Raw genomic sequence first — 22,686 nt, forward strand, 5'->3', positions numbered from 1 at the left:
CGGACTTTCGTCATCCGGTTGCGACGCAATTGCATGTAGCCTGTGCGCTTCCAATCGAGGTGCTGTGCCATGACGACAATTCGCGTGAACGGCCGCGACCATGAGGTTGCGGTGGAGGCGGATACGCCGCTGCTCTGGGTGCTCCGGGACACGCTGGGGCTGACGGGGACCAAATATGGCTGCGGCATCGCGCAATGCGGCGCCTGCACGGTCATGATCGACGGTCAGGCGACGCGTTCGTGCCAGGTTCCGATCGAGAGCATCGGCTCCGCCGAGATTCGCACCATCGAGGCGATCGAGCAGGATGCAACCGGCCGCAAGGTCGTCGAGGCCTGGGTCGCCGACCAGGTGCCGCAATGCGGCTATTGCCAGTCCGGCCAGGTGATGGCCGCGACCGCGCTGCTGACGCAAAATCCGAAGCCCTCTGACTCCGACATCGCCGACGCGATGACCAATCTCTGCCGTTGCGGCACCTACAACCGCATCGCCGCGGCGATCCGCCGCGCGGCGCAGGCCTGAGGAGACCGGCTCATGAACGCGCTTCTCAAGACCGACCTCGCAAATGCGCTGCCGCTGCTGCGGCCGCAGGGCATCACCAATCTGTCGCGCCGCCGCCTGCTCGGGCTCGGCGCCGGCGCGCTCGTCCTCGGCGCGCTGCTGCCAGCCGCCGGCGCGCGCGCCGCCACGGCTGCAGCGGTCAAGCCCGGCACCCGCGTGCCGGCGTTCCTGGTGATCGGCAAGGACAACTCGGTCAAGCTGCTCAGCCCGTTCGTCGAAGGCGGGCAGGGCATCAACACCGGCCTGGCGCAGATCGTCGGCGAGGAGCTCGATGTTCATCTGAACCGCTTCGAGGTCGAATGCGCGCCGCCCGGCGCCGACTACGCCATCATCAACGGCCTGCGCCTGACCGGCGGCAGCTTCTCGACGCGGTCGAGCTATGAGGTGATGCGCCGGCTCGGCGCCAGCGCGCGCGAGATGCTGATCCGCGTTGCCGCGGCCAAGCTCGACGTAACGCCGGAGACCTTGACGACCGAGGACGGGCAAGTCGTGCACGCCGCGTCGAACCGGCGCGTGCCCTATGGCGAGCTCGCCGAGCAGGCGCTCGCGCTGACGCCGGCGGACACCGTCGCGCTGCGCGATCCCGCGACCTTCCGCTACATCCGCCAGCCGATGCCGCGGCTCGATGTCCGCGCCAAATCGACCGGCAAGGCGGTCTATGCGATCGACCAGAAGATCGAGGGCATGCTGTATGCCGCGATCCAGCATGCGCCGGTGCTCGGCACCGAGCCGGAGCGCATGGTCAACGAGGCGACCGTCAAGGCGATGCCCGGCGTGCATGCGGTCCACAAGCTGCCGGGCGCCGTCGCCGTGACCGCCGACAGCTGGTATCGCGCGCGCAAGGCGGTGGAGACGCTGGACGTGGCGTGGTCGAAGGCGCCGGCAAGCGGCTTCGATGCAGTGGCGGCCGACTATTCCTCGGCCAACCTGCTCGCCGCACTGAAGGCCTCCGACGCCAATGGCGTGTCCGCCGAGAAGGCGGGCGACGTCGCCGCGGCCTTTGCCAGCGCCGCGACGATCGTCGAGGCCGAGTATGACGCGCCCTACCTGGCGCATGGCCAGCTCGAGCCGCCGTCCTCGATGGCGCGCTTCAATGCCGACGGCACGCTCGAGCTGTGGGTGCCCAACCAGATGCCGGAGCTGTTCCAGGGCATCGCGGCCAAGGTTGGCGGCGTCACGCCCGACAGGGTGATCCTGCATTCGCCGATGCTCGGCGGCTTCTTCGGCCGCCACTTCGCCTATGGCTCGTCCAATCCGTTCCAGCAGGCGATCCTGCTCGCGAAGGCGACGCAGCGGCCGGTCAAGGTGCTGTGGTCGCGCGAGGAGGAGTTCAAGATGGACGCGCTGCGCCCCCTGAGCTTCAGCCGCTTCAAGGCGGCGCTCGACAAGGACGGCAAGCCCGCCGCGATCCAGGTGCGCACCGTCGGCGAGGGGCCGATGGGCCGCTGGTTCGGCGTCACCGCCGGCGGCAAGGTCGACAGCTCCGCGGTCGAGGGCATCGTCGAGAAGCCCTATGCGATCGCCAACCGCAGCATGGAGTATGCGCGGTTCGCGCATCCCGTGACCATCGCGTTCTGGCGCTCGGTCGGCCACTCCATGAACGACTATTTCTACGAGGGCTTCCTCGACGAGCTCGCCGATGCCGGCAAGCAGGATCCCTATCAGCTGCGCCTCGCGCTTTTGCAGGACAGACCGCGCCATTTCAAGCTGCTGGAGACGGTGGCCAAGATGTCCGGCGGCTGGAGGCGCGGGCCTTATGACGCCGACGGCGGCAAGCGCGCCCGCGGTGTCGCGCTGGCCTCGCCGTTCGGTTCGGAGACCGCGACGATCGCCGAGGTCTCGCTGGAGAAAAGCGAGGTGCGCGTCCACCAGTTATGGATCGCGTTCGATCCCGGCAGCATCGTCAATCCGGCGATCGTCAAGTCGCAGGTGGAATCGGCGGCCGCGCTCGGTCTGTCTGCGGCACTGTTCGAGGAGCTCGTCTACAAGGACGGCCAGCGGCAGTCCCACAATTTCGACGACTATCCGATCCTGTCGCGCGCTTCGATGCCGAAGGTCGATGTCGAGATCGTCGAGAGCGGCGCGCCGATGGGCGGCGTCGGCGAGCCCGGCCTGCCCGGTATCGCTCCGGCCGTCGTCAACGCGGTCGCCGCGCTGACCGGGCGGCATGTGCGCAGCCTGCCGCTGGCGAAGGCGAAGCTCGGCGTCTGAGACGAGAGCATCCCGGCACAAGCCTGCCGGGATGCCGCTCGATTACTTGCTGAGAAACCTGTCGACCTCGGCGGCGAAGTCGTCGATCTCCTGGAACAGGAAAGCGTGGCCGGCATCCGGATAGAGCACGAGCTTGGCGTTGGGCGCCTGCTGCGACAACACGTAGGAGCGGTACGCCGGCAGCATCACGTCATGCGCGCCATTGGCCACCAGCATCGGCAGCCGCAGCTCGTTGGCCCGGTGCAGCACGCCGGGCCAGCTCGAGATCGCCTTGACCTGTCCCATGAACGATGCCGCGGTCACCTTCGGCCCGAGCTGCGGCTGCGCGGCGATGCGCGCCAGCGAGGCACGGCCGGCGGCCACCGCGGTCTCGGTCTCCGGATAGAACAGGAAGAGGAAATCCTCCGCACCATTGTCCGGCTTGGTCATCACCTGCGCGACGCGCGGATGCGCCTGCGGCCCGTCCGCCACCGGTCCCGGGCTCGAGCCGGCCACGATCAGCCGGCGCACCAGATGTGGCGCATCGAGCGCGAGTTGCTGGCCGACGACGCCACCGAGCGACCAGCCGAGCACATCGGCCTGACCGAGGCCGAGCGAGCTGATGACTTCGGCTGCGACGGCGGCGATGCCGCCGATGCTATCGGGCACGGCGCCTTCCGAGCGGCCGATGCCGGCGCTGTCGAAGCGGATGACGCGGCGATCGGCGGAGATCGCCTGGATGAAGGCCGGGTCCCAGTCATCCATCGTGCCGCGAAAGCGCTGCAGCAGCAGCAGCGGCACGCCACCGGCGGCTCCGTCCTCGCGCCAGGCCAGTTCGCCGTAGGATGTCTGCAGCCGGTGAATGGTGACATCGTTGCTCATCATCTCTCTCCTCGGACTATCCGATGGGGAGAGCGTAAGAGGTGATAGAAATGTCTCAAATGACACAGAGGCGGCGAATCAGGTCGTCTCGTATGCCGCTTCGCCAGGCTCGCCTTCCATCAGCCGCAGGCTGCGGCGCAGGCTTTGCGGCGGCTGGCCGAAGAAGCGCAGGAAGGCGCGGCGCATGCGGTCGCGGTCGGCGAAGCCGGTGTCGCGGGCGACGATGTCGAGGGAATGCCGGCCGTCCTCAAGCATCACCTTGGCGGCCTCCAGCCGCAGCCGCTCAACCGCCTTGGCCGGCGATTGCCCGGTCTCCTCGCGGAAGATCCGGCTGAATTGACGCGGGCTGAGACTCGCCGCCTCCGCCAGTTCCTCGACGCTGAGCGGATTGCGCAGATTCTCCTTGGCGTAGGTGAGCGCCCGCCGCACCCGGTCGGAGCGCGGCTCAAGCTCCAGCAGCGCCGAGAACTGCGACTGGCCTCCCGGCCTGCGATGATACACCACGAGCCGCCGCGCCACCGCGCGCGACATCTCCGCGCCGTGGTCGTCCTCGATCAGCGCCAGCACGAGATCGATTCCGGCCGTCATGCCGGCCGATGTCCAGATGTTGCCGTCGGCGATGAAGATGCGGTCGTCGTCGACTTTGACGGACGGAAACCGCTGCTGCAATTCGGCGGCATGCGCCCAATGCGTCGTGGCGCTGCGGCCGTCGAGCAGGCCGGCCTCGGCGAGCAGGAACGCGCCGGTGCAGACGCCGGCGACGCGGCGCGACTTCTGCCCGGCTTCCGCGATGTAGGCCCGCAGGCCGGCGGTGGACGGCTTCGGCAGCAGTTCGCCGACGACCATCAGCGTGTCGGGAAAGTCGCCGAGCGGCTCGGTTTCGACATGCATGCCGAGGGTCGAGCGGATAGGGCCGCCTTTCTCCGACATGATCCTGACGCGATAGGCCTTCTCGCCCAACTGGATGTTGGCGAACTCGAACGCCGTCGCGGCAGCCACGCCCATGATCTGGAAGCCGTCCTCCATGATGAACCCGATTTGGCGCATGGCGATACCATCCTTGTCCCGATTTGACGTTTATATGGCATTTGAGACGCGGAAATCCAGCTCTACTTTCTCGTAACGCAACAGACCGAGCGCCCGCAGCGGCACGAGAAGGGAATTCAGCCATGACCAGCCAAACCAAGGGCGCCGTCCTCATCACCGGTGCGTCGTCCGGCATCGGCGCAGTTTATGCCGAGCGCTTCGCTGCACGCGGCCATGACCTCATCCTGGTCGCCCGCAATCAGGACCGTCTGAACGCGATCGCCGACAAGCTGACGGCCCGTCATGGCGTGAAGGTCAAGACGCTGGTCGCCGACCTCACCGCGCGGGACGATCTCGCCCGGGTCGAGGCCGTGCTGAAGAGCGACGCCTCGATCACTCACCTCGTCAACAATGCGGGCTTCGGTAGCGCCGCGCCGCTCGCCAAGGCCGATGTCGACGAGATGGAGAGAATGGTGGCGATCAACGTCACCGCGCCGCTGCGGCTGACCTACGCGGCGGTCCCGCAATTCGTCGCGCGCCAGCAGGGCACCATCATCAACATCGCCTCGATCGTCGCGATCGGACCCGAGGTCCTCAACGGCGTCTACGGCGGCACGAAATCCTTCGTGCTCGCGTTCAGCCAGTCGCTGCGCAAGGAACTCGCCGGCACCGGCGTGCATGTCCAGGTCGTGCTGCCCGGCGCGACCGGCACTGAATTCTGGGACATCGCCGGCCTGCCCGCCAGCAACCTGCCGAAGGAGTGGGTGATGTCGGCCGCCGATCTGGTCGACGCCGCCTTGCGCGGCCTCGACCGCGGCGAGTTCGCCACCGTGCCCTCGCTCGCCGACGGCGCCGAGTTCGACGCGTGGGAAGCCGCCCGCCAGACCATGCTGCCGCATCTGTCGAGCGCCGCGGTCGCCGAGCGCTATCGGGCGTGAAGCGTTCGGGCTGGTGCCGATCGCGGTTGCAAGCCGCCGGCACCGGCGAGCGTCCGCCGACCCGGTGTCGTTCTGTTGCTCGCGGAGGCCAATCGGCTAGACTTTGCCGATGAGCTACTGCGTCTTCATGCATCGGACCGACTCGATCTACGACGACAGTCCGGCGGAGCAGTACCAATTTCCCAAGCAATATCTCGGCCGGGCCGAGGGCAGCGTCGGTGACTGGATCGTCTACCTCGAGCCGACGAAGGTGGCGGCCACGCGCGGTTATTTCGCGATCGCGCGGGTCGAGCGGATCATCCCAGATCCGAAGGCGTCGGGCATGTATCTCGCGCTTATTCAGCCCGGTTCATATCTCGAATTCGTCAACGCCGTTCCATTCAGCGAACTGGACGGTCCGATCGAGCGCGGCCTGCGCAATGAGGCCGGCAGGTTATCGGGACGGGCTCAGGCGGCCGTTCGACCGATTTCGCCGCAGGATTTCCAGCGCATCATCGAGCGCGGCTTGGACGATCACGACCCGATCCTGCCGCGCGTTCCAGACGTGGTCCACCCGCCGGATGGTTTTGCGGAAGAGCAGTCGCCGGTTGTTGTCGAGCAATTGCGCGAACGCATTCAGCGCCTCACGTCGCGCGTCTTGCGCGATCGCCTGTTTCGGACGATCGTGCTCCGCGCTTATGGCGAGCGCTGCGCGATCACCGGGCTCAAGCTCATCAATGGCGGCGGGCGCGCTGAGGTGAATGCGGCCCATATTCGGCCTGTCGAGGCGAATGGACCGGACCTCGTGACCAACGGCCTTGCGCTTTCGGGTACGGTTCATTGGATGTTCGACCGTGGACTGATCAGTCTGAGCGATGATCTCGCCATTCTGCTGTCTCGGCAGATCAACGACGCCGATCGAATCCGCGGGTTCATCAATCCCTCGGGATTCGCTTTTTCTCCCGAGCGCGCTGGTGACCGGCCTCACCCGCATTTTCTGCAATGGCATCGCGAGCATTGTTTCAAACACTAAGTCGAAAAAGTCTCCTTCAGCGAATCCTTTTGCTGCCGTCGCTGCCTCCTGACATCCGGGACGACACATCCCGGATCGGCATTGGCCGGGATAACATGGCATGGCTGCGCCACAATCTTTAAAGGTCGCATCATGTGATGCGAACCGTACTTGGGGTCAGCACGGCGATCGTCGCTCTTGACGCCTTGAGCGGGCCTGGTGCGTGGCTGTTGGCGGCCGCCGGGCTTGGCTTCGCCGTGACAGGCGCTGTCGGCCATTGTCCGGCTTGCGCGACGCACTTGGACCTGCCAAGTGGCGCCTCTCGTCTGACCGTAGGCACGAATATTACTACTGCGTCTATCCGTCCAGCTGTGACATGGCTGTGATGGATTGGCGTTCGCAGGTGATCAGAGCCTAAGAGCGCCGGACCAAAAAACCAATCAATCTGACTGGTTAGTACTGGCGCACCGCGGCCGATGAAGATGGGTACTACTCGTTCGCCGTGACGCTATGACGTTGCGGCCGGCCGCGCGATCCGACCGGATCACCTGCGACGGACTGCGATCTTGCGCCACGCCTCATGTGCAGCTGCCCCTCTCGATTTCGTCGTTGGCCCGGTTACCCGTCGATTGCGGCATTTCGCCCCGTCCCAGGAACGGCGCGATTGGCCAGACGCGGTCGTCGGCCGGCTAGTCAACGAGATTCCGCAAGCGACCGTTTCGGCTCGGACGTGTAATTGATGAACGCCGCTACCTTGCATAGAACAAAAGCTTAACGAAGCGCTGCTACTAGCCAACCCATGATCTATGTTGGCCAGCGTGAATTTATCATCCCAACCCCGCTGTGGGCGGCCCTTCCGCTCGCCGCTGTCGGGTACGTCGCCGTCGATCTCGCATGGCAATCGTGGCCTTCGCCGACTGATCTTGCACGCGTTGGGCAAACGACCGATTGCTTCCTGTACACGATCGCGCGGTTCGCGTCCGCCTACCTTGCCGCCTTCCTGGTGGTTGACATCGCCAGCCGGTCGCGCACGCCTTGGTACGGCTTGTTTCTGCTCATCCCGTTCGCCCATCTCGTCGCCGCATACGTTATCGCCGATTTGATCGTTCAGCCGCTAACATGGCTGGGCACCGCAATCCTGCTCGGAGCGTTCGCAGCCGCAGCCGTGCCGCGTGGGCCGGCCGGCAGCGAAATGCTGGCTTTAGTATTTGGCGCGCTGGCGGTGGTGCCGCTATTGGCGGCTCTCGCGGCATTGTTCGTCACGCTGGCGAGCCGGATCGTGGCCCGCCTTCCTCTGCTGACGCCGGATGCTCGCCGCGATCTTTGGCCAAACATGGCGGCCGCGATGGTGTGGCTCCCAGGCGGCATGGCCGTCGGCATGGCGCCACGGGTTCTCGGCTACGTCATGCCGCGCCCAGCGGCGCTGTTGGCCGCCCTTGTGCTGGCGCTGGCTTCGATATGCCTGCATCTGCGTCTGGTTCATGGCGTACGCCGGGAGCAGATGCCCCATGGCAACAGGCTAAGGACCTGGCTGGCAGCCGCTGTTTGCTGTTCGGCACTGGTCTTGCTCGCACCGAACCCGATTCAGTATTTCTCCCTCGTTCTGGTGATGCCCGGATACATTCGGCCGGTTATGCCGAACCTCTCCGGTCTGTACATCGACCATGTGCGTCCAGCCTTCCGCGCGATCGGAATGCTGCCGACGCCAGTGATCGAGGTCGCGGGCTATCGGGTCGACGTTCCCTTCAACGATCGAACGACGATGATGGAGCCTACCGAAGCCACGGGCGGTTACGATTTCGTCCGGATCACCCTGCCGGCCGATTACGGTGTGACGACGGTCAAACATGTTCCTAGTGTTGCTATCCTTCGGGCCAAAGCGATACGACTCAGCGACCTTTTCTGGTCGGAGCGCCACGGTGACCTGGAGCAGGCCGCGCGCGCGGCACAGCCGGGGCAGGAGGTAGTAGTGAGGCGCGAGTCCGGCTTCAAGCGTGAGGTCGGCCTACGCTCAGACGCTTATCCCGAGTTGGAGTTCTGGCTTAGGTCTGTCGATCCAGCGACGTCGTGGGAGGCGGCGGAGCAAGCCTTGCGCCGTTTTCTGCAACAGCGGCTGCGAAGAGTGAACTGAGTTCACCAACACGGATTTTCGGGACGGGCGCCGTCGCTATTCATGATTTGCGCGCGCTCCCACCTGGGGCCGCTATCTCGGCCCCGCGCTTCGGCTGACGCGTGCCGGGGTTGCGGTAGGCGCGTACTTTCTGCTTCGGGTCGTTCGCGTCGATATCGCCAAGTCCGCCTTCTCGTCCGCTATCGACAATACTCGACCTTACCGACCGCGAGCGGCGCACTTTGTCATTGAGATTAGCGGGGGCGGAGACCGTGCCCGATTACGCCGGCAAGATAAAAGCGCCTCTCCGCGGCGTAGAATCGGCGGTCGTAAGTCTTTGTGTGGGCTGACAGCGATCTGGCACCGTCTCGAGACCCGTAGTGCTACTCGAAGAAGAAAGGTCCAACTTATCAGTGTGCCGAACGGCACCAATCGAAAGATAGCATGACTTTGCGAGGAATCGGGATGCTCACTCCTGAGCGCCTGGAATGCGGCTTGCTGCGCCTGAATCGACGGGCCGGGAAGAGAAGAAGATCGCACAACCGCGCATGCTTGGTCCGTTCGATGGATCGATATTCCCGTGCCACACTGGCGCCATGGGCCATCGCCAGAAATGCAAGGGGTCGCACACGCCATCAACCGGCTCGTTGCCGGAAGATCTTCGTGACTACGCTCAGCCTGTGCAGCGGCGTCGCGTCCGATCCGCCAAGGCTCTGCAAACCGGTTGCAAGGTCCGCGACGACTGGCCGGACGAAGTGCCGGTGACCCTGACCGAGGTCGAGGTGTTCGAGGCCTGGTTCGGTGAGCTGCTCGACGAATTGTTCGGACCATTCTGACCGATTTTGGAGATTGCGATGACCCCGCCGATTCGTACCGCACTGTACCTGCGAGTCTCGACCGGCCGGCCGGCCGAGAACGATCTCTCGATCCCGGATCAAAGGCGGCAGGCCAGGGCCTATTGCGCCTCGCGCGGCTGGGAGATCGCGGCCGATTACGTCGAGCCGGGCGCAACGGCTACTGATGATCGGCGGCCCGAGTTCCAGCGTATGATCGACGCGGCGACGACGACGCCGGCAGCCTTCGATGTGGTCGTGGTCCACAGCTTCAGCCGCTTCTTCCGCGACCAGTTCCAGCTCGAGTTCTACGTTCGTCGCCTCGCCAAGGCCGGCGTCCGGTTGGTCTCGATCACCCAGGAGCTGGGCGACGATCCCATGAGCAACATGATCCGGCAGATCATGGCGCTGTTCGACGAATACCAGTCCAAGGAGAACGCCAAGCACACGCTCCGCGCCATGAACGAAAATGCTCGGCAAGGATTCTTGGAACGGCGCGCGGCCGCCGATCGGCTACCGGATCGTCACCTCGCCCGAGCAGCGTGGGCACCGGACCAAGAAGACGCTGGAGATCGATCCCGTCCAGGCCGAGACCGTGCGGCGCATCTTCCGGTTGGCACGCGAGGGCGACGGCAGTTCGGGACCGCTCGGCGTCAAGTCGATCGCCACGCATCTGAACGCTGCTGGCATCCGCACCCGCAATGGTGGCCGCTGGGGCGTGGACGCGGTCCACAAGGTGCTGACGCGCACGACCTATATCGGCCGGCACCGCTTCAACACCAAGTTCTGGAAGACCCGTGAGCGCAAGCCTGAAACCGACGTGGTCGAGATGGCGGTGCCGCCGATCATCGATCCGGGCGAGTTCGAGGCCGTGCAAGCGCTGCTCAAGAGCCGCAGCCCGGCGATGACGGCGCCGCGCGTCGTCAGCGGTCCGACCCTGCTTACCGGCATCTGCTTTTGCGCGGCCTGCGGCGGGGCGATGACGCTGCGCACGGGCAAGAGCGGACGCTATCGCTACTACACCTGCTGCACCAAGGCCCGCCAGGGCGAGACCGGCTGCCCGGCCACACCGTTCCGATGGAGAAGCTGGATACGCTGGTGGCCGATCACATCGAGAAGCGGCTTTTGCAGCCGCAGCGCCTGGAGAAAATCCTCTCGGCCGTGCTTCATCGCCGCCAAGAGCGGGCCGAGCGCAGGCGCGGCCACATGACCGATCTGCGCAAACGCTCGGCCGAGGCGGAGGCCCGGCTCAAGCGCCTTTACGACGCCGTCGAGAGCGGCGTTGCGGAGCTCACAGACCCGATGCTGAAGGACCGGATTGCGGAGTTGAAGGCCACGCGGGACCAGGCCCGCCAGGACGCAGAGCGGGCTGAAGAAGCGCTGAATCGTTCGGGGCCAGCGATCACCCCGCAGACACTGAAGGTGTTTGCCAGAGCCGCCCGGAAAGGGATGAGGGCCGAGGGCGGCGGCTACCGTCGCGATCACCTCCGCGCGCTCGCCCAGCGCGTCAAGGTGAACGCGAAAGAGGTGCGCATTATGGGAGACAAAAGCGTGCTCCTGCGCACGCTGGCCGCCGGGTTCAAGCGCAAAAGCGGCAGGTTTTGGAGTGCCCAGTTCTGTACCGAAGTGGCGCACCCGACACGATTCGAACGTGTGACCTTTGCCTTCGGAGGGCAGATGTCGATATGTTCATTGTGCTTACCCTGTTTTGCTTTGAATTTCCGCGTGCTCCGTATACCTTATTTCGCAGCGATTTTCGAGGGCAGCGGACATTCTCAGGATTACCCGTGATTTCCGCCACGTGCTTACCCGGTGCTTACCCGTACTCCGATGGCAAAATTGACCAAGCGGGCCGTGGATGCGGCCGAGACTAGCGGCGCCGACCTCTTCATCTGGGATGACGAGTTGCCCGGCTTCGGCCTGAGGGTGAAGAAGAGCGGTGCAAAATCCTTCCTTGTCCAATATCGGAACGCCAACGGCCGCAGCCGGCGGCTCACGATCGGGCGATTTGGGGTCCTCACGGTCGAGGAGGCACGCAAGGAAGCCAAATTGGCCCTTGGGAATGTCGTGCGCGGTTCGGACCCGGCTGAGGCGAGAAAGCTCGCCCGTGGCGCGATGACGATCCAGGATCTCGCCCGCGAGTATCTTGAAAAGGCCGAGCGCGGCCTGATCCTGACCCGTGGCGGCAAAGGTAAGAGCGAAACCACGCTTTACACGGATCGCGGGCGCGTGGAGCGCCACATCATTCCACTGATCGGCAAGCGGACCATCAAAGACTTTACGGCCTCCGATGCGGGGAGGTTCCTTCGGGATGTGATCGCCGGCAAGTCCGCGACGGATGTCAAAACCGAGAAGAAACGGGGGCGGGCGATCGTTACGGGCGGCAAAGGCACTGCCGCGCGGACGGCTGGACTGTTGGGCGGCATCTTCAGCTACGCCGTTGCGGAGGGATATCGCCCCGACAATCCGGTCAGCGGCCTGCGTAGGCCGAAAGACGAAACCCGCGAATGGCGCCTCGATGACGAGGGCTATAGACGCTTGGGCAAAGCCCTGGAGACAGCAGAGGCGAATGGAGCGCACTGGCAACGAGTTCTTGCGTGCCGTGCTGCAGCTCTGACTGGCTGTCGCTTGGACGAGATCCAAGGTCTATTGAAGTCGGAATTGGACACGAAGGGCATGGCGCTCCGACTCGGGGACAGCAAGACCGGGAAAAGCGTTCGGCCGATCGGATCGGCGGCTGTTGCCGTGCTCGTCGCGGCGTCAGACAAATCCAAGTCGAAGTATGTGTTTCCCTCGATCACGTCGGACGCGAAGCACCACACAGGGCTGACCCGGTGGCTCCAAGACATTGCTGGAAAAGCAGTGCCTGGCATCACCAGTCACGGGTTGCGGCATTCGTACAGCTCGACCGCCGAGGATCTCGGCTTTTCAATCCCGACAATTAAGGCGCTGATCGGTCATTCTCGCGCGAGCGTCACGGAGGGGTATATCCATAAAATCGATTCAGCCTTGCTGGCGGCTGCAGATCGCATCGCGAGTCACATCGATAACGCAATGACCGGCCGCTCGACCGAAAAGGTAGTCCAGCTCAGGCAGGCTTAACCCATCGGCGCGGCTAGGGTAGCTCCCGAAAAGCTGGCCCGCACCAGCCTGCCGCGTCGTCCTTTGCGGAATGCTCCAAGCGGAGGGGCAATGAGCACTCACGACAGCGGCATTTTGCCGTTTCGCGGAAGGCGGCTAGCCCGCTTGAATCTGATCGCCAAACAAGCGCCGCGGAATAGGAAGAGGATTGCAATTGCGAAACGAGCGCGCTTGCGTCGGTCGGCAATCGAAAAGCAAGACCGTCTTGGTCGCATCGCGAGGTTTGCAGAAACGCAACGAACCTGCCGGCGCTGGATTTCCCTTGGTGAAACGCTGGACTGGCTAACCGAGCGATCGGTGATTCGGGCCGGACGGCCCAACTCCGAGGAGCCGACGGCCTATCGGTTTATGACTGCGCTTCTCAACGCGCTCTTCACACACCGCTTTAGCAGCAAGATCGGCGAGAATTGGGCCCCTCGCGTTTTCATGCTTGACGCCTCTCAGAAGCTTGGGCGCCTAGGTTTCGGCGATATTGCCGCCGCTGCAGATACAACGATGTATCGCGATCCCCACATTGCCCGCGCGTTCGTTTCCTGTCTCTGGGTGCGCAGGGAGGATCTTCTTAGCGTTTTTAACGAGCGTGGCTGGGAAGTACCCGCTTGGCTCTCAACAGTGCCGGCCAAAGCCAAGACTACGTCCCGTTCGACAGCGACAAAGCGGATCGCGGAGGCCGAGATTCTTCCAATGTTTGAGAAATGGAGGCGTCAGCAACCGACCGGCTACATCCCCACGCGGGATGAGGATATCGAACACATGAGGCAATATGGGGTGAGCCGCGAGAGGGTTAGGGAGCTTCGTAAGAGTTTCCCATCGCGTGAGCGAGGCGAAAAGAAGTGCTCCAGGACCGATCCCTAATAGGCGGCTCAAATAGGCGGCAAAATCACCCCGCCTATATGGACCGCTCATTTTCCGATGCTCCATTTACTTGGCATCCACGGAAATTAATCCGTGATGATGCGAGAGTCGAATGAGCGACACGGAAACTACTAAGCTCGAGCGCCACCTTCGCCGCTCAGAAGCGGCAAAGTACGTTACGGACACATACAACATCCCTTGTTCTCCGAAGACACTTGCGAAGCTGGCTTGTGTCAGTTCGGAGGGGCCTCCCTTTCGAAAAGCAGGGCCATTCCCGCTATACCCGATTTCGGGTCTCGACGCTTGGGCGCGAGGCAAGATCGGTCCTCTAGTCCGCTCAACCAGCGAGACTGTCGCGATGGGGGCTGCGGCATAGTATGGTCTTCAAAGAAGAAGGCCCCGCCGCAGCGATTGGGACGCTGGACGGGGCCAGAATTGATCAGCTTGGCGGCTCGATCGTTCCAGAATTTACTCCCACTCTGACCAATCGGCAAGCTTGTCGGCTATCAATTGCCTATTCGCTTGCGCCTGCAACTGCGCGGACCGTTGCGCGCCTTCACTACGGGGAGGCGGCATGATGTCAAAGTCTCAAATTGAGAGTTTGAAGAAATCCAAAGGCGGGCGCCGCTCGCGCGACAAGGGCAACCGAGCCGAGCGGGCGATCACCAAATTCCTGCAGCATCGTGGGTTTGCGGCCGAGCGCGTGCCGCTGTCCGGCTCAGCGGGCGGGTCATTCGTCGGCGACATCACTATTCTGCTGTTGGGAGTGGATCGTTGCGCAGAGGTGAAAGTCCGCGCCGATGGCTTCCGCGTGTTGTACGGGTGGCTTGAAGGTCGCGACCTTCTCATTGTCAAAGCCGACCGGGCCGAGCCGCTGGTTGTCCTTCCGCTGCGGTTTGCCGCTGAAATCGCGGCCAAAGCGGAGGGCAATCGATGAGGGAAAGATTGCCCAACCGGCGGGGAAGCCTCGCCTTCGAATTCAATCATGAGGGGTACAAATACCGCGCCAGCATCGGGCGTTTCGATGACGGGCGCCTCGCCGAAATCTTCCTCGATACCGGCTTGATCGATACTCCGTTGCAGCAGAATGCGGAAAACGCCGCAATGCTGGCAAGCCTTCTTTTGCAGCATGGAGCGAAGGTTGCGGATATCGTGCATTCGGTCTCCGGGCCGGTGGCAGTTGCCCTCGCGCAAGCGGAGGCGTTCTCATGATGCTGGCTTCCGACATTCAACAGCTGGCAATTGGCGTGGCTGTAAGCTTGGCTGACGCGCCCTTTGCCGAGCTGGAAGCCCAATCCACCCAACTTGCTGAAATGGCTCTGGAGGGCTTCCTGACGAAGCAGCAGGCATCGGACATTGCCTTTACGGCCGCTAAGGCAGCCGGGCTTGTCCATCGGCATGGCCCCGACGTGGTTCAAGAAACCATTTCGGAAGGTTTCAACATGGCCGTGCTCGCGCCAATCGAGGCGCCGCCTATCGTGCCAAAGATCCCGGCAAAGCGGCCGTACCAGACGCCGGAGTCAACCATCGCTGCGTTTTGGTACACGGTGCACAACGAAGATGAAGCGACGCTGAGACAGTGGCTGTTGGATCATCCGGCGGATGCACCGTACCTCCGAAAGCTTTGGGAGGCTCGATGCTGCAAGAGCAAGTAAGCCGCGCCTTCTCCGTGGTGATGAACGACGAGCCTCCGTTTCCGAGCGGACCGGAGGATTACGGCTATTCCGTCGCGCCCGCTCCAGCCCCCGCAGAGCCTATCGCTCCGTTCGCGCCGATTACACCGGCTGCGTGGCGCGGTATCGAGCCGACACCGCAACGGTGGCTTGCAGAAGGTCGAATTCCTCTGGGAGATCTCACCATCCTGGCAGGCAACGGAGGCTCTGGCAAAACCGAGATTGCCGCGCAATTGCTGGTTTCTGTTGCCGCAGGGCTTGGCGACTGGCTTGGCTGCGTCGCCGAGACGGGGCCGGCGCTCTTCCTTTCGTGCGAGGAGCCGGAAGACAACGTTCGGGACCGCGTCGAACGTATCGCCAAACACCGCAATATTGATCCTCACGGCATCGACAGTTTGCATCTCGTGTTTCCCGACCTTGATCAGACGTGGCTTTGCAACGTCGACAAGAGCGGGAAAGTCCAGCGAACGCATTTGCTGCAGCAGCTTGAGTCCTGGATTGTCCAGAACAAGCCGGCGCTCGTTGCCATAGACAGCGTGGCGGCGGTTTTCGACGGCGACGCAATCCAGCGGCGGCAAGTTCGAGCTTTCCTAGCGATGCTGCGCAAGCTGGCGCGCGAACAGGAAACCGCGATCCTGTTGCTTGATCACCCGAGCGTGCGGGGAATGGCGGACGGCAGTGGTACGGCAAACTCCGTCGACTGGCGGAATTCGGTTCGGAGCATGTTGCACCTTTCGGACCCTGATAAGGACGATCCCGACGCACGGTATCTGGAAGTGAAGAAAAGTAATCGCGGTCGCACGGGAGAGAAGACACGCATCCAATGGGCTGGACTAACATTTAGCACCGCCTTGTCGGCCGGGTCGCCTCGTCAGGCGGCAGCTGAACGGGAGGTTGACGAGCTTTTCTTGCGCCTCCTCGACAAGCGCAACGCTCAGGGGCGCCGCGTTCATGCGAGCAACGCGAAGGGCAACGCCCCATCGGAATTCGCCCAAGACCCCGAAGCGGCAGGCGTCACAGCGCACGCCTTCCGCTCCTCAATGGAGCGACTGCTTACTGCTGGCACCATCAGGGCCGTTGAGACCGGACCGGCCAGCAAGCGCCGGCAGCATCTGGAAAGGGACGGGCGATGACCTTCCAACCCCCCTACCAACCGGTTTTTTCACCTTCCAACCCCCATGCCGACGCCACTACCAACCGCGTTCCAAAGCCTTCCAACCCCCCTACCAACCATGGGTTTCCAACCCCCCATACCCCCCGGGCGTTGGAAGGCGCCCAAACGGGGCGCTTCCAGGCTTCCAACTCGGGCTGCGCTGAGGCTTCGCCCCGAGTTGAAAGCCACCGCAAAGCCGACAGCAACCCAGTCGATAACAATTCTAGTATTCAAGACCAGAGGGACGGCGAGAGGGATAAATTCGGGAACGATAACGACGTCAGAGCCATGACGGTTTTTGCAGCCCCTAAAAGCCGAACCAGTCAGCCCGCAAATCCGGTTGGCGCTCAGGCTCTTGGAAAGCTGAAGATCCTGGAGCCATTCAACGGCCTGGAGGCGATCTCAGTACCGGAGGCGTCGCGAGCGACAGGCGTGCCCGAGACCACACTGCGCCGCTGGACACGCGAACACGGCCTAGGTCGCCGCGTTGGGGGGCATGTCCGGCCGTGGACGCTCAGCCGCATCGCGCTCGCCATGCACCTGGCAGGCGATCGGGACGCTCTGGCTGCCTATCACTTAGGTATCCGCCAAGAGGAATCTGTCGCCCGCTACTATCGCAACGAAGGGCTCGCAAGGCTGCTCAGGCTCCCGGCGTTCAATTGATTGAGGCGAATGCTGAATTCGCGACTTTGGTGATCATTTCACAGCTTGCCGAGAGTGCTCCTAGAACCGCTGCTAGGCCATTTCGAGACCAGTACGCGCGCGAGGGGAGTGGGTGGAAGCCGGTATGCCTGCCGGCGGCTCAGTTCTGAGCAGTCGTCTCGTCAATCGCCACGAGGCGTTTAGCGAGAAAATCAGGTAGAGCGGCCATAGCGGCCATAGCGGCCACTCCCGGATTCCGTTTCGGTCATGCGCATGTTAGTCTTCGCGGTAGATATCAAGATAAGGAAGTCTTCGGGACGCTTTTGCACATGACTGAGGAAATGAAGATTGTGCAGTTTCGCGCTCCGGATCGCCTGTCGAGAGTCATCGACGAGGCGGCGAGTAGGAATTTCCAGACCAAGTCGGAATACATCCGTCAAAGCATCGTAGAGAAGTTGCGAGCTGACGGCGTGCAATTCGACATGGTCGCGCGCTCTTGAGTGCGCAGCCGGCTAGGAATGCCGGTAGCGGGGCTTAGCCCATAGGCAGGACGTTGGCGGACCTTAGGCAGAGCCGCTTTTGACCGGACGAGGTGTCCGGCAATCCCTTCCGTTTGCTCAATCCGGCGCCACACAACGAGGCCGCGCGCGCGTGCGTCGTTGAGAGACGAGAGAACAATGGTCAATCGAATTAGGCTCCCTTCTCCTTCCCCTGAAAATGATGCCAGCCCGTCGTGCGCTGGAGGAATGATTGTGTCCGAGGCGCCTGTAGCCTCCGCTCAAGCTTCAGCCGTCGAAGTCTTTGGCTCGAAGAGCGGCCTGCAGGAATCAAGGGTTCATATTGAAAATAAGCAGGGCCGTCCCGGCGGGGCAGCGATATTAGTTAAAAGAAGGGCGAGCTAATGGCCCCCCGCACCACATTCGTCAACCTTTCGGACGGACTGCAGAACATGAGCCTATGGGATCAGGCTTTTGCAGATACGGGACTTCTCGGCACGATCCCATGCACGGCGACAGGAACGAATGCCTTCATTTTGACGCCGATCGCATCGTTGTTCCCACCTAACATCCTTGCGTACCAAGCCGGCTTGCAATTCTCGTTCGTGGTTCCGTCAACCACGTCAGGGCCGGTTACGGCGGCCGTCGGCTTGCTGTCTGCGCTTGCTGTCAACCGAAGCGACGGTTCTCAGGCGAGCACGGGAGACCTTGTTCAAAATCGCGTTGCCGTCATTCAATTCAACACGGCGACGTCGGCGTTTGATCTGGTAAGCGTCGAGGGCAAATCCGTCCTGACCGATGCCACGCAGGCGCTGACAAACAAGACGTTCAACGGCAACACGTGGACGGCCGGGAGTGGAACCATCACCATCAACGGCAGCAAAACGCTGACGTTGAACAACACGATTGCATTCTCTGGCACTGATGCGACGACAATTACGTTCCAGGGAACGGATACCTACGTCGGCCGTGGTACAACCGACACGCTGTCGAACAAGACGATCGACACGGCCGCTCCAAATACGGTCAAGATCAACGGCAACACGTTGACTGCCGCATCGGGCGTCGCGACGATAACTTTTCCAAACTCGACTGATACGTTAGTGGGCCGCGCCACTACAGACACGCTCACAAACAAGACGATCGCTGCAGGTTCTAATACCGTTACGGGGCTTGGTGTCTCAAACCTTGGCGGCTTCACCGGATCGCCCACGAACGCCAACTTTGCAAGAGGAGACGGGACGTGGGCCGCGCCGGCATCATCAAACTATGTGCTTCTCAACACGCTGACTGCAAGCGCATCCGCCGCGCTTTCTGATACGTCGAGTCTCACGAACGCATATTCCGCTTACGACCTCGTCTTCATCAATCTTGTGCCGGCCACGAATGCGGTTACGCTTCAGCTTCAGATACAAAGTGCCGGCGTTTTTCAGAACACAAGTTATCTTACCTTGGTTTGGGGCATCGCAACGACGAATTTCACTCCAAGCACAGGTGCGCCAACGACCTTCATCCCACTCTCAAACACGAACGACGTCGGAAACACGGGCGCTGGTGTCAGTGGGACCATTCGGATCTACAATCCTTCCGCTACAACGTTCCCAAAAGCGGTATCGGGAATGATGTTCAATAATTCCGGTGGCGTAAATTCAAGGGCTGCCCTGACATCAGGCTATTGGAATAGCAACGCCGCGGTCACTGGCGTTCAGATCCAATTCTCATCTGGGAACATAACCAGTGGTACAATCAAGATATATGGAGCGTCTTGATCGTGAGTGGCGCAGAACATGAGCTTCGCTGACGTTATCGCCTCGATTGATAGCGGCGCAGAACCTGACACGTCTAAGCGTCCGCCGCGCGCGATCTCTAAGGGTGGCTTCCGCGACGTTGTTCGATCGATCGACAATGTTTTTGATCAGTTCGACGGGTACTCATCAAAAAAGAAGTCTGGTTCCAATCCGTTCGATAAATACGACGAGTTGCCCTCGCGAGAGGTAAAAGGGAAGAACCCGTTTGACAAATACGACGTGTCTTCGCCGAAGCAGGCCACCTCTTCGTCGCTTGGTTGGAATGCGGTTTCGGGCCTCAACGAAGGCATCGCGAACACTTTGGGCGCTCCGGCGGATGCAATCGCCAAGGGGCTAAATAGCGACATCCACGATATCAACTCGGTTTTCGGAACAAACATTCGACCGATTGAAGATCCGTTTGGGGGCTCCAAGAGCATTCGACGTGGCATGTCGAGGCTGGGCATCGCGACCGGTGAAACCGTGGAGGCCAACAATGCCGCGGAGCGTATAGCGCGAGGGGCGGGCGAAGGGGCTGGCAGTCTCGTGGCCGGGGCGGCCGAGCTTGCGGTCGTCAACAAGCTTTTCAAATTAGCTGAGGGTGCGCCGCAGATCTACAAGGCGCTTGAAGGCCTGTTCGGTGGGCCGACGCCTGCCACGGCGGCGACGGGTGCGGCCGTTGGTGCTGGCGCTGCTGCCGGCGCTGAGGCTGCGCCAGAGGGTTATAAGGGCGTGGGGTCGTTAGCCGGTGGACTGGCTGGTGGCGTCGTTCCTGCAGCCGCTCGGGTCGCGTGGGAAGGCGGCAAATTTGCGGTCAACGCCGCAGCGCAGGCAGCGAGGCCGTTTACCAAAGCGGGCCAAGAACAGCTTGCCGGCCAAACCCTCCGGGGATCGTCCAGCAACCCGTACCAGGTAATGAACAACCTTGAAAACGGCCCTAATGAGCTGGTGGCCGGGTCCAAGCCGACGACGTTTCAGCAGACTGGCGACATGGGTCTTGGGCAACTTGAGCGCCGGGTTCGCACGAACAACCCCGACGACTTCTTGCAAAGGGCCGCTGAGCAGAATTCCGCGCGCCGCGGTGCCATTGAGGGGGTGCAGGCGACAGGCAACCCAACGGCCGTCTCTGCCCATTTTAGGGGTATGCGGGAATCTCTCGACCGAGTGACGGAAGCCGAAGTCGGCAACGCCACCAATCTTCGCAATCAGGCGACCGCAGAACTTGGCGGGATGGGCCGCGAAGAGGGCTACGGAGCCGCCATGCGCGCTCCAGCTCAAGAGGCCAGGGATGCAGCCAAGGAAGCCGAAAATCGCCTGTGGGAGGCTGTAGACCCTCATCGCGATCTCACCATGCCAGCGGGTCCGATTGCCAACACGGCGCGAAATGTTCAGGGCGCCATGACCCGTTCGGCCAAGCCGATGACGGGCGAAGAGCGGGACATTTTCGAGGTGGCGCAGTCCTATGGACCGAACACGCCGTTTCAGGAGGTCAAGGACTTGCGCAGCCGGATTTCGACTGCCATGTTTCAGGAGCTTCGAACCAATGGGCGCACCCCGGTTTATGCCAGGCTGAGTCAGCTAAGACGCTCGGTCGAAGAGTCGATAGACGGTGCGATTGAGCGCCAGGTGCGGCTAGACCAAAGAGCGGTCGCACAAGGTCGCCTTCCTGCAGAGGACACTATCGGTGCAAGACTTCAACGAGAAGCCACCGAGTGGGCACGCACCCGTCAAGCCGGGGAAGTCGTTGGAAGCGGTGTTGGAGGGATGGGACCGCGCCGAGAAGGCTCAGTTTCTGCAGCATTTGGAACAGAAGTACCGAACCGACTTCGAAATGCTGAGGGAAATTCGCGAGTACAAGAAGCTTCGCCCTTAGACGAAGCGGCAGCCGAGCGGCTGAGGGCCGCATCAGCGGCCACCCGCGAACGGGCAGCTACCTTCGACCAAGGCGCCACAGGTAACGTTCTGCGTCCCGGCGCCCGCGCTGGCGAATACCGCACTCCCGACTCTCTCGTCCCTTCCAAGGTCTTCCATCCCGGCGCCAATGGCGGCGAGGACGTGCGGCATTTCGTGGCTGCCGTCGGCGAAGACCGGGCGATCCCGATCATTGCCGATTATGCCGCGTCTTCACTGCGTCGAGCCGCTGTCCGTCCCGATGGCTCAGTCGATACCGCCAAGGCGCTGGCTTGGGCAAAACAGCACGATGCCGCGTTGGCCGAACTGCCGCCCGCCATCCGATCGCGATTTGCCAATCCTGGCCGCGCAGAAGAGGTTTTGGCGCAAGCGTCTGCAGCTCGGAAAGAGCAGTTAGAGACGTTCGATCGGTCGGCTATCGCCAAGGTCATGGGAACTGAAAGCGGCGACGTCGTGCGTCAAGTTGGTTCTGTCTTCGAAAAGCAAAACGCTGCGGCGCAAATGGGTGAATTGGTGCGTAATGCACGAGGCAATCCAAGCGCCATGGAAGGACTACGCCGATCTGTTGTCGAATACATTCAATCCAAGTACATCGGCAACACAGAGGCCGCGACATCCGAACAAGCACTCATCAACGCGAATGCGTTTCAGACTTTCATCAAAAACAAAGCCGACGTTCTCGGCAAGGTTTTCACGCCCGACGAAATTGGCAATCTCCGGGCTGTTGCTCAGGACATTCAGCGCGCCAATCGCAGCATAAACGCAACGAAGCTTCCGGGCGGTTCGAACACGGCACAGGATCTAGCGAACGCCGCTCCTCAGGGTTCGATCTTGAACAAGCTTGCCGTTGAGGCTGGAGCCGCCGCCGCAGGTCATGCCGTCACCAACAGCATCAGCGGCGGCGTTTTTGGTTGGCTTGGGACCCGCATAGCTTCGTCACTGCGAGACGCAGGCATTTCTCACGTAGACGATCTGATCAAGGAAGCCATGCTGCATCCCGAACTAGCTAGGGAGTTGATGAAGAAGGCCCCGGCTCAGCCGACAGGCGGTGGAGTCGAAAGGATCGTTAAGACCCTCAAACGAATCTCCGTCGCAGTCGCAAGCAACATCAAATAGGACGGACACCTGACGGCACTTGCGGGATGTCCATCACAGACAGTCTAATCGCGGCTTAGCGAAATCGACTACCTGCCAGGCAGCCGGCCCGTCCGTAGCCCCATTTTTGCGGACAGCGAAAAGAGCATAATTGCAGGACTGACTGAAGGTGGCGCCTGGGCTCACAAGCGTTGAGGCTGAGTAGAAGCTTTGATTTCCATAATTGGCAACAGAGGCAATCGTAGTTGCCTGTGCGGGAAGCCCGTAGGCGTAGTTCATGGTCCAGACAAAGGCGCGGCGTCCATCACCTGTATCGTACGCGGCGGAGGGAGGGCCATAGTCCAGGATCACGTCAAGGACCGTCTTACCTTCGTAGCTCTTCATCGTAGCAACGGAGCAGGCGC

General features: G+C 62.3%; 20 protein-coding genes, 1 tRNA gene and 1 pseudogene. 19 read left to right on the forward strand and 3 right to left on the reverse strand.

The features are described from left to right. Window positions 1-69 precede the first annotated feature (69 nt). Window positions 70-519 carry a (2Fe-2S)-binding protein gene (locus tag BRADO_RS02140; RefSeq protein ID WP_041756003.1) on the forward strand — a complete coding sequence of 150 codons (450 nt, stop codon included), beginning with the start codon at window positions 70-72 and terminating at the stop codon, window positions 517-519. A gap of 12 nt (window positions 520-531) precedes the next feature. After that, window positions 532-2,769 carry a molybdopterin cofactor-binding domain-containing protein gene (locus tag BRADO_RS02145; protein WP_011923670.1) on the forward strand — a complete coding sequence of 746 codons (2,238 nt, stop codon included), beginning with the start codon at window positions 532-534 and terminating at the stop codon, window positions 2,767-2,769. A gap of 42 nt (window positions 2,770-2,811) precedes the next feature. On the opposite strand, the gene BRADO_RS02150 is transcribed toward BRADO_RS02145, so the two are convergent. Together BRADO_RS02150 and BRADO_RS02155 are read right to left on the reverse strand one after the other, a co-directional pair. Then, window positions 2,812-3,630, reverse strand: a complete 819-nt coding sequence (locus BRADO_RS02150) for an alpha/beta fold hydrolase (RefSeq protein ID WP_011923671.1) — start codon at window positions 3,628-3,630, stop codon at window positions 2,812-2,814. Between the two features lie 78 nt (window positions 3,631-3,708). Beyond that, window positions 3,709-4,677: a GlxA family transcriptional regulator gene (locus tag BRADO_RS02155; RefSeq protein WP_011923672.1), complete on the reverse strand. Its 969-nt coding sequence runs from the start codon at window positions 4,675-4,677 to the stop codon at window positions 3,709-3,711. Between the two features lie 122 nt (window positions 4,678-4,799). Between BRADO_RS02155 and BRADO_RS02160 the strand changes: the two genes are divergently transcribed. From BRADO_RS02160 to BRADO_RS35965, 7 genes and pseudogenes are all read left to right on the forward strand, one after another. Then, on the forward strand, window positions 4,800-5,594 hold the full coding sequence (locus tag BRADO_RS02160) for an SDR family oxidoreductase (protein ID WP_011923673.1): 795 nt from the start codon (window positions 4,800-4,802) through the stop codon (window positions 5,592-5,594). A gap of 109 nt (window positions 5,595-5,703) precedes the next feature. Next, window positions 5,704-6,606 (forward strand): HNH endonuclease, encoded by a 903-nt coding sequence (locus BRADO_RS02165; RefSeq protein WP_041756004.1) that lies wholly within the window; start codon window positions 5,704-5,706, stop codon window positions 6,604-6,606. Between the two features lie 137 nt (window positions 6,607-6,743). Then, window positions 6,744-6,971: a DUF2892 domain-containing protein gene (locus BRADO_RS33605; RefSeq protein ID WP_085972762.1), complete on the forward strand. Its 228-nt coding sequence runs from the start codon at window positions 6,744-6,746 to the stop codon at window positions 6,969-6,971. 413 nt (window positions 6,972-7,384) lie between these two features. Next, window positions 7,385-8,716 (forward strand): hypothetical protein, encoded by a 1,332-nt coding sequence (locus tag BRADO_RS02170; protein WP_011923675.1) that lies wholly within the window; start codon window positions 7,385-7,387, stop codon window positions 8,714-8,716. Between the two features lie 467 nt (window positions 8,717-9,183). Continuing rightward, entirely contained in the window at window positions 9,184-9,531 is a 348-nt protein-coding gene (locus BRADO_RS02175; protein ID WP_157872499.1) for a hypothetical protein, read from the forward strand. 18 nt (window positions 9,532-9,549) lie between these two features. After that, window positions 9,550-9,951: pseudogene (locus BRADO_RS35960) on the forward strand (recombinase family protein); the annotation flags it as partial. Window positions 9,952-9,997: 46 nt separating this feature from the next. Beyond that, complete coding sequence (locus BRADO_RS35965) at window positions 9,998-10,738, forward strand: recombinase family protein (protein ID WP_371259349.1); 741 nt, start codon at window positions 9,998-10,000, stop codon at window positions 10,736-10,738. Window positions 10,739-11,155: 417 nt separating this feature from the next. Here the strand turns inward: BRADO_RS35965 and BRADO_RS34855 are convergent. Then, window positions 11,156-11,240 (reverse strand) — tRNA-Ser (locus BRADO_RS34855). A 118-nt stretch (window positions 11,241-11,358) separates the two neighbouring features. On the opposite strand from BRADO_RS34855, the gene BRADO_RS02185 reads away from it, so the two are divergent. The 10 genes from BRADO_RS02185 to BRADO_RS34870 all read left to right on the forward strand — a co-directional run bounded on the left by BRADO_RS02185 (window position 11,359) and on the right by BRADO_RS34870 (window position 22,303). Beyond that, window positions 11,359-12,630 carry an integrase family protein gene (locus BRADO_RS02185; protein ID WP_041756006.1) on the forward strand — a complete coding sequence of 424 codons (1,272 nt, stop codon included), beginning with the start codon at window positions 11,359-11,361 and terminating at the stop codon, window positions 12,628-12,630. A gap of 90 nt (window positions 12,631-12,720) precedes the next feature. Next, a complete protein-coding gene (locus tag BRADO_RS02190; protein ID WP_011923678.1) occupies window positions 12,721-13,524 on the forward strand; it encodes a hypothetical protein in 804 nt (267 codons plus the stop codon). A 574-nt stretch (window positions 13,525-14,098) separates the two neighbouring features. Beyond that, window positions 14,099-14,461 (forward strand): hypothetical protein, encoded by a 363-nt coding sequence (locus BRADO_RS02195; protein WP_011923679.1) that lies wholly within the window; start codon window positions 14,099-14,101, stop codon window positions 14,459-14,461. Then, window positions 14,458-14,736: a hypothetical protein gene (locus BRADO_RS02200; RefSeq protein ID WP_011923680.1), complete on the forward strand. Its 279-nt coding sequence runs from the start codon at window positions 14,458-14,460 to the stop codon at window positions 14,734-14,736. Before BRADO_RS02195 ends, BRADO_RS02200 begins: the two co-directional genes overlap by 4 nt. Beyond that, complete coding sequence (locus BRADO_RS02205) at window positions 14,733-15,179, forward strand: hypothetical protein (RefSeq protein ID WP_011923681.1); 447 nt, start codon at window positions 14,733-14,735, stop codon at window positions 15,177-15,179. The genes BRADO_RS02200 and BRADO_RS02205 overlap by 4 nt, the downstream gene beginning before the upstream one ends. After that, on the forward strand, window positions 15,161-16,330 hold the full coding sequence (locus tag BRADO_RS02210; RefSeq protein WP_011923682.1) for an AAA family ATPase: 1,170 nt from the start codon (window positions 15,161-15,163) through the stop codon (window positions 16,328-16,330). The genes BRADO_RS02205 and BRADO_RS02210 overlap by 19 nt, the downstream gene beginning before the upstream one ends. Window positions 16,331-16,638: 308 nt before the next feature. After that, window positions 16,639-17,013, forward strand: a complete 375-nt coding sequence (locus BRADO_RS34860) for a helix-turn-helix domain-containing protein (protein WP_011923683.1) — start codon at window positions 16,639-16,641, stop codon at window positions 17,011-17,013. A gap of 308 nt (window positions 17,014-17,321) precedes the next feature. Then, window positions 17,322-17,492 carry a hypothetical protein gene (locus BRADO_RS35330; protein ID WP_173363477.1) on the forward strand — a complete coding sequence of 57 codons (171 nt, stop codon included), beginning with the start codon at window positions 17,322-17,324 and terminating at the stop codon, window positions 17,490-17,492. Window positions 17,493-17,893: 401 nt separating this feature from the next. Beyond that, the gene (locus tag BRADO_RS34865) at window positions 17,894-19,258 is read left to right on the forward strand and encodes a hypothetical protein (RefSeq protein ID WP_011923685.1); all 1,365 of its coding nucleotides are present in this window, start codon (window positions 17,894-17,896) and stop codon (window positions 19,256-19,258) included. Between the two features lie 18 nt (window positions 19,259-19,276). Beyond that, window positions 19,277-22,303, forward strand: coding sequence for a hypothetical protein (locus BRADO_RS34870; protein ID WP_011923686.1), 3,027 nt, complete (start codon window positions 19,277-19,279; stop codon window positions 22,301-22,303). The last annotated feature ends 383 nt before the right edge of the window (window positions 22,304-22,686 follow it).

This window comes from Bradyrhizobium sp. ORS 278 (genome assembly GCF_000026145.1).
Taxonomy (GTDB): Bacteria; Pseudomonadota; Alphaproteobacteria; order Rhizobiales; family Xanthobacteraceae; genus Bradyrhizobium.

Bases quoted from the DNA above. Each gene is read 5' to 3' on its own strand.
- BRADO_RS02140 (WP_041756003.1), top strand. From the start codon at position 70: ATGACGACAATTCGCGTGAACGGCCGCGACCATGAGGTTGCGGTGGAG.
- BRADO_RS02145 (WP_011923670.1), top strand. From the start codon at position 532: ATGAACGCGCTTCTCAAGACCGACCTCGCAAATGCGCTGCCGCTGCTG.
- BRADO_RS02150 (WP_011923671.1), bottom strand. From the start codon at position 3,630: ATGAGCAACGATGTCACCATTCACCGGCTGCAGACATCCTACGGCGAA.
- BRADO_RS02155 (WP_011923672.1), bottom strand. From the start codon at position 4,677: ATGCGCCAAATCGGGTTCATCATGGAGGACGGCTTCCAGATCATGGGC.
- BRADO_RS02160 (WP_011923673.1), top strand. From the start codon at position 4,800: ATGACCAGCCAAACCAAGGGCGCCGTCCTCATCACCGGTGCGTCGTCC.
- BRADO_RS02165 (WP_041756004.1), top strand. From the start codon at position 5,704: ATGAGCTACTGCGTCTTCATGCATCGGACCGACTCGATCTACGACGAC.
- BRADO_RS33605 (WP_085972762.1), top strand. From the start codon at position 6,744: ATGCGAACCGTACTTGGGGTCAGCACGGCGATCGTCGCTCTTGACGCC.
- BRADO_RS02170 (WP_011923675.1), top strand. From the start codon at position 7,385: ATGATCTATGTTGGCCAGCGTGAATTTATCATCCCAACCCCGCTGTGG.
- BRADO_RS02175 (WP_157872499.1), top strand. From the start codon at position 9,184: ATGCGGCTTGCTGCGCCTGAATCGACGGGCCGGGAAGAGAAGAAGATC.
- BRADO_RS35965 (WP_371259349.1), top strand. From the start codon at position 9,998: ATGCTCGGCAAGGATTCTTGGAACGGCGCGCGGCCGCCGATCGGCTAC.
- BRADO_RS02185 (WP_041756006.1), top strand. From the start codon at position 11,359: ATGGCAAAATTGACCAAGCGGGCCGTGGATGCGGCCGAGACTAGCGGC.
- BRADO_RS02190 (WP_011923678.1), top strand. From the start codon at position 12,721: ATGAGCACTCACGACAGCGGCATTTTGCCGTTTCGCGGAAGGCGGCTA.
- BRADO_RS02195 (WP_011923679.1), top strand. From the start codon at position 14,099: ATGATGTCAAAGTCTCAAATTGAGAGTTTGAAGAAATCCAAAGGCGGG.
- BRADO_RS02200 (WP_011923680.1), top strand. From the start codon at position 14,458: ATGAGGGAAAGATTGCCCAACCGGCGGGGAAGCCTCGCCTTCGAATTC.
- BRADO_RS02205 (WP_011923681.1), top strand. From the start codon at position 14,733: ATGATGCTGGCTTCCGACATTCAACAGCTGGCAATTGGCGTGGCTGTA.
- BRADO_RS02210 (WP_011923682.1), top strand. From the start codon at position 15,161: ATGCTGCAAGAGCAAGTAAGCCGCGCCTTCTCCGTGGTGATGAACGAC.
- BRADO_RS34860 (WP_011923683.1), top strand. From the start codon at position 16,639: ATGACGGTTTTTGCAGCCCCTAAAAGCCGAACCAGTCAGCCCGCAAAT.
- BRADO_RS35330 (WP_173363477.1), top strand. From the start codon at position 17,322: ATGACTGAGGAAATGAAGATTGTGCAGTTTCGCGCTCCGGATCGCCTG.
- BRADO_RS34865 (WP_011923685.1), top strand. From the start codon at position 17,894: ATGGCCCCCCGCACCACATTCGTCAACCTTTCGGACGGACTGCAGAAC.
- BRADO_RS34870 (WP_011923686.1), top strand. From the start codon at position 19,277: ATGAGCTTCGCTGACGTTATCGCCTCGATTGATAGCGGCGCAGAACCT.